The sequence below is a fragment of the Nitrosovibrio sp. Nv17 genome, assembly GCF_900119085.1.
Lineage (GTDB): Bacteria > Pseudomonadota > Gammaproteobacteria > Burkholderiales > Nitrosomonadaceae > Nitrosospira.
The window spans coordinates 1-9,752 of the sequence record NZ_FPIQ01000036.1; the positions used below are offsets into that span (position 1 = coordinate 1).

A 9,752-nucleotide genomic window follows, 5' to 3' on the forward strand; every position below is an offset into this window, starting at 1 on the left:
CGCACCCTCGACAAGATGCAGGCTCGCATCGACCACGACCTCGACTACCTCAGGAACTGGTCCCTCAAACTCGACCTCCATATCATCCTGAAAACTATTCTCGTCATTTTTAAAGATCACTCTGCTTATTAATAAAATAGCTCTTAAGGTTTATTGTCCGCATACTCTACTTCGGCTATTTTCCGCTAGCAAAGCAAAGGCTTTGTTGTGTATTTCAGGGAGATGCGAACCTTTAAAAACAGGTACCAGTGGCTCTTCTCAATTATTTTGTACGTTGGCTTGCCGGCAAAACATATGTACTTTTTCTGTTGTCATTCTCACTGACTACCCAAAATGCCGGCGCTGATGATAACGATACGTTTAATGTGACTATTGGCAGTACTTTGATGTACGACAGTAATGTTTTCCGCTTGTCTCCTCTAATTAATCCTGTGACCTTTTTGGGCCGGCCAGAAAGGTCCGATCAGATTGTAACCACTACAGCTACGCTCAATATCAACAAATCTTATTCGCTTCAGCGTTTTGAATTTAATGGCAGCATTGTGGACAATCGATATAGTAATTTTAATTTCTTGAATTTTATTGGAAAGAACTATTCAGCAGCATGGCATTGGCAACTTACTCCTTATTTTCATGGCGTGTTGAGTAGCTCTCGTAAAGAAATGCTCAATAATTTCTCTGCTCTTACAGGTTTTGTCAATTCGACAAATAGAAATCTTCGAATTGACGAAAATCACCGCTTTGATGGAGTATTTGAAGTCAATCGGTCATTGCATCTAATTGGGGGTGTATCACAAACGGTGGCACAAAATACTCAGTTTACTGTGCAGGACTTTGATAACAAAGTTTTGTCTGTAGAAGGAGGAATGCGGTATACGCTTCCTTCGAACGCCTCTTTAACTTATAGGGTAAGAAGTGGGCAAGGGGATTTTTTCAAGAGGCCATTTCCCATTCCTTCCAATCTCCTTGATACACGTTTTAATGATTTGGAGCATCGACTTCAATTGATATGGCCGCTCACTGCCAAGACGTCAATAAATGGCCGGATAGGTCATTTCTCACGTAAGCATGAACACTTTCCCCAGCGAGATTTTTCGGGTTTGATCGGAGGAGTTGATGTTAACTGGGGGATTACTGGCAAAACATTCCTGATGGCCAGCTTTTCTCATGAGATTGCAAACCTACAGACAGCAACCAATTTTCAGTTGCCCCAATTTCAGAGATTTTCGAGTAGTTATGTTGTTACTGACCGTTTTTCCGTGATGCCGATATGGCAAGTGAGTCCCCATATCATATTACGCGTTCGCTACGAATATATAACGCGGAAGTTTGGAGGAGAGGTTATCCCTCTTATTTTTGGTAACCGTAGCGATACGCATCATACCGGTATGGTTATGTTGAGTTGGGATCCTATTAAAACGATATCTCTCAGCGCTATGGTGCAGAAAGATCATCGCTCTTCTAATCTTGCAACCTATCTATATGACGACTTTACCGCGAGCGTGACAGCAAGGCTTAATTTTTAAGGGACAAGATTTCTTATTCTCAGTAATGGTCTAAGATAGTTAGAGAGTATCGAAAGCGTAGAGTAATGTCGACGTCTAATCTTTAAGTTTTCGATATTAAAATTGATCATTTATCCGTTGGAACCTTCATATACTCGAGTTAACTACATTATAGATCACAACAATATATGACATTTTATAATACATATCATATGCAAGCATACGCTGTTCGTCAAAGAAAAATACTTTTTTCAGGATTGCTTCTGATTGGTCTGGCTGCTTGTGGTGGTAAGGAAACTGAGAAACCGATGGGGCAAATTGTGGCCAAGGTTAATTCGGGAGAGATTTCGGTACATCAGATCAATCATCTGTTGGCGCGGGTGGGAACAAATGCAGCAAATGCGAATACAGCAGAAAAGGTCTCACAATTGCGTCGAGGAGTTTTAGATAGGCTTATAGATCAAGAGCTTGCGGTTGAAAAAGCGATAGAGAAGAAACTCGATCGCTCGCCTGAAGTTCTGATGGCCATTGAAAATGCCCGTCGAGAAATTCTAGCACGCGCTTATCTGGAACAAGTGACAGCCGGACTTGCAAAGCCAACCGTGGAGGAGGCAAAGAAGTACTACAGCGAGCATCCACAACTTTTTGCTGAGCGGCGTATCTATAACATTCAGGAGATTGCAATTCCTGCGACGGCTGGCGTGACAAGCGAATTACGCGAACTACTAAACGGAGGGAAGTCGCTGGAAGATATTGCCAGTTGGTTGAAAAGCAAGGATATAAAGTTTGGGGGGGGGAGTGTGACACGTCCGGCTGAGCAGCTCCCATTAGAGTTGCTGCCTAAGATACATCCCTTAAAGGTTGGGCAGGGATTGATGGTGGAAGGCCCTCAATCCATTACGATAATGCGATTGGCTGCGGCGCAGTCCGCTCCTGTGACTGAAGAAATTGCGTTACCACGTATCCAACAGTTTCTTGGAAATCAACTTGCGACGGAAGCAGTCAAGCAGGAATTGAAGACGCTGAGATCTGGAGCCCATATTACCTATCTGGGTGAATTCTCGGATACTGATGTAAAGGTGGACTCGGAGGCCGTGAGTATTCAGACGCCAGATAGCAAGAATATTCAACCTCCTGTCGGCAATAATAACGCTGGTTCCGCCCCTGTCATTGATGCGACCCTTGAAAAAGGTGTGGCAGGATTAAAATAGCAATCAATTAGTGTATATGCATAAATTCTCCATGATGAAAATATTGTCGACTACGATATTGGCAGCGTTTTCCGTTTTGCTGGTAATGAACGTTAAAGCGGGCGACATCCTTGATTACCAATTGGGTGCGGGTGATATTTTGCGTGTTCAGGTTTTTCAGAATCCGGAGCTTATGACGGAAACTCGTGTATCTGAGAGCGGTACCATTACATTTCCAATGGTCGGTATCGTTAAAGTTGGTAATTTGTCTATCGCGGACGCGGAAACACAAATTGCCGATGCGCTAGCTAAAGGAGGATTTGTTAAGCAGCCTCAGGTCAACATTGTAGTGTTACAGATACATGGCAGTCAGGTGAGTGTATTGGGGCAGGTAAATCGACCCGGACGTTTCCCGCTTGATACTTTGAGTCGTATCAGTGACATGCTTGCGATCGCCGGAGGTACGACGCCAAGTGGGGATGATTTTGCCATTATTACCGGCGTGCGTAATGGTCAGGCTTTTCGTAAATCTGTAGATATTCCGGCAATTTATCTGGATGAAAAATCCGAGGAAAATATTTATCTTGCTGGTGGAGATACGATATATGTGCATCGTGCACCTGTTTTTTATATTTATGGAGAAGCTCAGCGACCTGGAGCTTATCGTATCGAACGCAACATGACGGTAATGCAGGCTTTAGCCCAAGGAGGAGGGCCCACCCCCCGTGGCAGTGAATGGCGTTTACGTCTGCACAGGAAGGATGCCTTAGGCAATGTGGAAAATATTTCACCGGATATGACGGATCTCGTTCAGCCCAATGACGTTATTTATGTGCGTGAAAGCATATTCTAACGACGATTAATACGCCATGACACTACATCAGGTTTTACTTATTCTTCGTGCTCGCTACAAGGTGGCGCTTTATCTTTTGTTATCTACAGTCGTTGCTACACTTTTAGTCAGTTTGCTGTTGCCTAAGCAGTACACTGCCACAACTGCGGTTGTGGTTGATGTTAAGTCGCCTGATCCAATTGCTGGGATGGTCTTACCAGGCTTGGCAAGTCCAGCTTATATGGCAACGCAAGTAGATATAATCAATAGCGATCGTGTTGCACACCATGTGGTGAAGATGTTGCGTCTTGATGAGAGTCCGGGCATTCGAGAGCAATGGATGGACGCGATGGATGGTGAAGGTGAACTGATAGTGTGGCTAACAGAATTATTGAAGAAGAATCTCAATGTCAAGCCGTCACGTGAAAGCAATGTTATCAATATAGAGTTCAGTGGTGTTGACCCAGAATTCGCAGCTACTGTGGCCAATGCATTCGCCAAAGCTTATATCGACATTAATTTGCAATTAAAAGTTGAGCCCGCTCGTCAGTATGCTACATGGTTTGAGGATCAGGCTAGAGCGTTGCGTGAAGATCTGGAAAGAGCCCAGCAAGCGTTATCTGTTTATCAACAAAAAGTAGGTATCGTGGCGACTGAAGATCGGTTGGATCATGAGATTGCTAAACTTAATGAAATATCCACACAACTCACAGTAATTCAGGCACAAACATCCGAGAGTGCTAGTAAACGCAAGACTATGCAGAGCGCTGAAACACTATCCGAGGTGATGCAAAGTCCATTAATCAATAGTCTTAAAGCAGATATTGCGCGCCTTGAAGGAAAATTCCAAGAAGGTAGTGTTAATTTGGGTGTTAATCATCCCCAGACTAAGCGTGTCCAGTCTGAGCTAACAACACTAAAAACGAAACTTGATGAAGAGATCCGTCGTATTCGTAACAGTATCGATACGACCTATCAAGTAAGTAAACAGCGGGAGAGGGAATTATTGGATGCGCTGGAGTCTCAAAAAAAGAAAGTCTTAGAACTAAGCAGTGAGCGTGATCAAGTAAGCGTGCTGCAACGCGACGTTGAGGTTGCGCAACGAAATTTTGAAGGTGTCAATTTGCGTGCTGCTCAAACCAAGCTAGAAAGTAATTCGATTCAAACAAACGTGGTAATCCTTAATCCTGCTTTGGCGCCAACCAAGCATTCTCACCCCAAGATTTTGCTGAATACTATTATTGCCACTTTTCTTGGAACATTGATTGGAATTGGCGCCGCTCTGGTGCTGGAGTTAGGTGATCGTCGAATCCGGTCCGTGGAAGATCTGGCTCAAATTGTTGAGTTTCCAGTGTTTGTAGCGATTTCACCTAGAGATTTATCATCTGTCTCATCTGGATTCGTCAGAAAGTTTTTTTATCGTAAACCCTTTTCTGCAGTTAGTTAGAATTGAAGCTTCCTGACATCGGATAGAAAGTTATTATGAAACCTGCAAGTAACACTTTTGATATTTCTCTTCCTCGAAGTCGTGTACGAAATTTCTCGGACCCGATATTTCACGGGAAGGGTCATCTAATCGGCAGCGAGAGTTTGATTGGTACCATTCTTATCGAAAGCGGAAAGCTGTCGCTGGAAGACGTTGAACGTATCCTAAGTTTGCAGAATGAGAAGGGAAAGCAATTCGGAGATATAGCTATTGAATTGGGTTTATTAACAGAAAATGATGTGTGTTTTGCGCTCTCCCGTCAGTTCAATGATTTACGTTTTGCTGAAGACGGTATTGAAATAAATTCCCAACTGGTGGTTATAAATAAGCCTCATAGCGTACTTGTCGAGAAATTGCGTGGCTTGCGAAATACATTAATGTCATGTTGGTTCAATACAAAGACGCGACGTAATGCCATAGCTATCATCAGTCCCGGTATAGGAGAAGGCCGTAGCTTCATTGCTTCTAATTTGGCTATCGTGTTTTCTCGCTTTGGAGAGCGTACGCTTCTCATAGATGCCAATATGCGGACTCCCTCCCAACATATTCTTTTTGGTCTCAAGAATAATCTAGGTTTGTCTGGAATACTTGCGGGAAGAACGGATATCAATGCCAGCATATATGAATCTGTTTTCCCAGATCTATATATACTACCATCAGGTGTAATACCACCTAATCCCCAAGAGCTTGTGGGTCGATTCCAGTTTTCAGGACTTTTACACTCTTTGAGTGATCAATTTGACATCATTATTGTGGATACACCAGCGGCTAATTTTTTTACGGAAGCTCAAATAATCTCAGCTGAAGCTTCTCACAGCTTATTAATCGCTCGTAACAATCATACTCCATCCTATGATGTTCAAAAGCTTGCTCATAGCCTAAAGCAAACTGGGGGAAATATTGTAGGTTCAATATTGAATGATTTTTGACTGACTTTTTTTCAATTAGATAAAAGCTAATAAAAACAATAGCTTCATTTCTATAAATGTAGATTATCGTGCCCATTAAAAAATATGACAACGCATATAGCAAATGAGTACTAATATTGACATTAACCGGTATCTCCAGCAATATAAGGTTGGGATTAATCAAGCTTTTATTTGGCTCCCAATAATTATTGGGTCAATAGTTCTTTATTTGCCCAGTCTAGTCGATCTGTTTAATGGTATATGGTCTACTGATGAGCAGGGGCATGGGCCAATCGTGCTGGGAGTTACGTGTTGGTTGACTTATCGCAAGTGGCCTCAGATGTTGCGGGTCAGTGAAAAGCAAGAATCCGCTGCAATTGGTTGGTTGATTCTTATACTTGGTCTGCTCTTATATATTGTTGGTCGTTCGCAAGAAATCCTAATTTTTGAAATCGGCTCTGCGATTTGGGTATTTGCAGCAGCGCTGCTTTTGGTACGTGGTACTGCTGCTCTCAAAACTCAATGGTTTCCACTTTTTTTCATGCTTTTCATGGTACCCCTTCCAGGGCAGGTGGTGGATACGGTAACTATGCCAATGAAGATGGCGGTTTCATATGTGGCTGAGCATATACTCTTTTGGTTGGATTATCCCATTGGCCGTAATGATGTAATTCTCCAGATCGGTCAGTATAAGTTGCTGGTAGCAGATGCCTGTGCGGGCTTGCAGACACTCTTTACTCTGGAGGCGTTAGGTTTACTTTATCTTAATATTGTCCGACATGATTCTTTATTCCGAAATGTCGCCCTAGCCATTTTAATTGTACCTATTTCATTTACTGCTAATGTAATTAGAGTGATAGTTCTGACCTTGATTACTTATCACTGGGGTGACGAGGCGGGTCAGGGTTTCCTTCATGGTTTTGCGGGCATGGTGCTTTTTCTGAGCGCACTTCTCCTCATTATCTTTGCTGATTCAATGCTGAGATTTGGGGCAAAAGAAAGTGAACTGGTTCATCAACCCTAGATTCTTGAATTAAAAAAATTCAAACATGAAAAAAAGCACTATTGCACGGACGATATTAATAGGGCTCATGATGCTTGCTTCCAGTGCTATGGCTCTTTTACTGAAACCAGATAAGACTCAGATAGAAGCCAAAGAAATGATCGGTTTAGAGTCTCTTATACCCAAAGAATTCTCGGGGTGGCGAACTGATGAGACGATAATTCCAATATTACCTCCACCTGAGGTCGTAGAAAAAGTCAAGGTTATTTACGATGAGATACTCGCGCGCACCTATGTAGAAAGTGGTGGGAAAAGAATTATGCTAACTATCGCATATGGAGGAGATCAAACAGGGCGTTTGAGAGTTCATCGACCAGAATCTTGTTATGCAAGCCAAGGGTTTTTAGTAAAAAAGGTGAGGGAAGAAGACATTAGGTTTGGAAGTAATGGGGTGACTGTTAAAAGGCTATATGCACAGGCCGGGGCACGCCATGAGCCTATAACTTATTGGATTCGAATAGGCAGCGAAACCGTCACGGGATTGCTAGGTCAGAGACTAGTTCAGTTGAAGTCTGGACTGACGGGGGAAATCCCAGATGGATTGATATTCCGCATATCGTCAATTGAAAGCGATGCGGAGCAGGCTTATGTATTACACGATCGTTTTATCAGGAATCTGCTCGAGACGCTGGCTGTGGAGCAAAGGGCCAAGTTAATTGGTACTGCTACAAATTCATAGTTCTGTTATTTCGGCGGATAATCGTCGTATCAGGCAAGGCATTCTAGACGAATGCCTCAACAGATTTTAAGACAGTTCTGCGTATCAATCCGATTAGTTACAACACCGATGTGAACTACCGGATGGAAGGCTAAGGAGGTCAAGGAAGCTCATCGCCTGGCTCTTTGCCCAACCACGTCATAGCTTACTTCAAGCATCCTGCTGCTTACAGACGAACAAATTATCAGATTTTTGAACACAGGCAGATGGAGGTATACCGATCAGATCAGAGAGTTGTGTCGGCAGCATAACGTTAGCGATGCATCATTTTATACCTGGCGCACGAAATTTGGTGAGATCTAAAGTTACCCTGGGCCGAAAGCATTGGCTCCACAGGCCAGTGCATGAGGCGGTGACGGCGATGCTTGATCTAACGAACATTTCCGAACGCCGCGCCTGCCAACTTTTGGAGAATCGCGCATGGCATCAATATATGCCAAAGGGGTGGCTCGGAGAATGAGCAGTTGCAAGACCGAATGGTTGAGCGGGCATCTGAACGGCGTCACTTTGGTTATCTACGCATTCATACCTTGCGGCGGCGTGAAGGTGTTGACGTCAATCACAAACGCATACTAGGCTGCCGGGTTGGCAGTAAAGCGTCGACACAAGTGATGTAATGTGGCGGTTGAGCACGAGCCGCTAGCATTGCCGAGCAGACCAAACGAGGTATGGTCGATAAATTGCATCAATGATGCATTCACCAAGGAACCGGTTGGAGGCCAAGGGCACTATAGGAGATTAGCGCTACCACCATAACGAGGTTCGGCCGAAAGAGCTGGTACCGGGAATTTGAACGAGCCGCTAAGTGGAGAATCTGCCATCTTTTGATACCCTTTCGGGGGCTTTGATATGGAGCGGAAGATTGCAAAAAGGACGAGACGAACGCACTCAGCGGCGTTCAAAGCAAAAGTGGCGTTAGCAGCCTTGGGGGAGACAAGACACTGGCCGAGCTGGCACAGCGGTTTGAAGTGCATCCCAACCAGATTACGGAGTGGAAACGACAACTCAGCGAGCGAGCAGCCGATGTATTTGGTGGCACTGCTGTGGCTGAGCCCCCGGTTGATCTGAAGGTGTTGCATGCCAAGATTGGTCAACTGACGCTGGAGAATGATTTTTTAGAAGGTGCGCTCACCAAGGTGGGATTGCTGAGCGCAAAGCGATGATAGACGGCAACCACGCACTTCCGATCAGCCGTCAGGCTCAATTGGCTGGCATCAGCCGGGGCAGCGTGTACTATCTGCCCAGACCTGTGAGCCCTGTCGGGCTGGCGCTCATGCGCCGCATTGACCCATTGCACCTGGAGCATCCGTTCATGGGCGCACGCATGTTGCGCGACCAGCTCAATCGGGAGGGATACGCTGTTGGACGCAAGCATGTGGGTACGTTGATGAGGCGTATGGGCATTGAGGCGCTATATAGAAAGCCTGGAACCAGCAAGAAGCACCCTGGGCACGAGATTTATCCTTACCTGCTGCGGGGCCTTGCCATCAATCGGCCCAACCAGGTGTGGGCACTGGACGGGACCTTCATCCCAATGGCCAAAGGCTTTGTCTACCTTACCGCCGTCGTGGATTGGGCCTCGCGGCGTGTCTTGGCAGCAAAGGTAGCGATCACGCTGCAGGCCTGCCATGCAATCGATGTGCTGCAAGAAGCATTCAGCCGCCACGGTAGGCCGGAATTGTGAACACCGACCAAGGCAGCCAGTTCACCGCCCATGAATTCTTGCAGGCGGTCAAGGAACAGGGCTGCAAACCCAGCATGGATGGGCGCGGAGCCTGGAGAGATAATGTAGTCGTTGAGCGTCTGTGGAAATCGGTGAAATACGAGCGGGTGTATCTGCACGCCTATGGCTCGGTCACTGAAGCCAGAGCCTCGATCATGCAATACATGGACTGGTACAATCAAGCCAGACCGCATTCGAGCCTAGACAGCAAAACACCTGACGAAGCTTATGCCGTGATGTTGCCGACGGTTGAACTGGCAGCGTGAAAATCAGCAGAGATTGCACTTAAAAATACCCGGGCCGCTGTTCAAACGAATGGCCAGCTCT

General features: G+C 45.2%; 9 protein-coding genes and 2 pseudogenes. All 11 read left to right on the top strand.

Going from position 1 to position 9,752, the window contains the following annotated elements:
- Window positions 1-15 precede the first annotated feature (15 nt).
- Entirely contained in the window at window positions 16-132 is a 117-nt protein-coding gene (locus BT108_RS12925; RefSeq protein ID WP_369817171.1) for a sugar transferase, read from the top strand.
- Between the two features lie 116 nt (window positions 133-248).
- A complete protein-coding gene (gene epsL / locus BT108_RS12930; RefSeq protein ID WP_072294976.1) occupies window positions 249-1,526 on the top strand; it encodes an XrtB/PEP-CTERM-associated polysaccharide biosynthesis outer membrane protein EpsL in 1,278 nt (425 codons plus the stop codon).
- Window positions 1,527-1,693: 167 nt separating this feature from the next.
- Window positions 1,694-2,716: an EpsD family peptidyl-prolyl cis-trans isomerase gene (locus BT108_RS12935; RefSeq protein ID WP_083566455.1), complete on the top strand. Its 1,023-nt coding sequence runs from the start codon at window positions 1,694-1,696 to the stop codon at window positions 2,714-2,716.
- Between the two features lie 31 nt (window positions 2,717-2,747).
- Window positions 2,748-3,548, top strand: coding sequence for a polysaccharide export protein EpsE (gene epsE, locus BT108_RS12940; RefSeq protein ID WP_072294981.1), 801 nt, complete (start codon window positions 2,748-2,750; stop codon window positions 3,546-3,548).
- Window positions 3,549-3,564: 16 nt separating this feature from the next.
- On the top strand, window positions 3,565-4,974 hold the full coding sequence (gene epsF / locus BT108_RS12945; RefSeq protein ID WP_072294978.1) for a chain length determinant protein EpsF: 1,410 nt from the start codon (window positions 3,565-3,567) through the stop codon (window positions 4,972-4,974).
- Window positions 4,975-5,117: 143 nt separating this feature from the next.
- Window positions 5,118-5,942, top strand: coding sequence for a polysaccharide biosynthesis tyrosine autokinase (locus BT108_RS12950; protein ID WP_255369723.1), 825 nt, complete (start codon window positions 5,118-5,120; stop codon window positions 5,940-5,942).
- Window positions 5,943-6,045: 103 nt separating this feature from the next.
- Window positions 6,046-6,945 (top strand): exosortase B, encoded by a 900-nt coding sequence (gene xrtB, locus BT108_RS12955; RefSeq protein ID WP_072294979.1) that lies wholly within the window; start codon window positions 6,046-6,048, stop codon window positions 6,943-6,945.
- Window positions 6,946-6,970: 25 nt separating this feature from the next.
- The gene (gene epsI, locus BT108_RS12960; RefSeq protein WP_072294980.1) at window positions 6,971-7,663 is read left to right on the top strand and encodes an exosortase-associated protein EpsI, B-type; all 693 of its coding nucleotides are present in this window, start codon (window positions 6,971-6,973) and stop codon (window positions 7,661-7,663) included.
- Between the two features lie 219 nt (window positions 7,664-7,882).
- Window positions 7,883-8,005, top strand: a complete 123-nt coding sequence (locus BT108_RS14355) for a transposase (protein WP_369817172.1) — start codon at window positions 7,883-7,885, stop codon at window positions 8,003-8,005.
- Window positions 8,004-8,398 (top strand): annotated as a pseudogene (locus BT108_RS14205) (IS3 family transposase); the annotation flags it as partial. The gene BT108_RS14355 and the pseudogene BT108_RS14205, both read left to right, overlap by 2 nt.
- A 165-nt stretch (window positions 8,399-8,563) precedes the next feature.
- A pseudogene (locus tag BT108_RS12975) lies at window positions 8,564-9,691 on the top strand (IS3 family transposase).
- The last annotated feature ends 61 nt before the right edge of the window (window positions 9,692-9,752 follow it).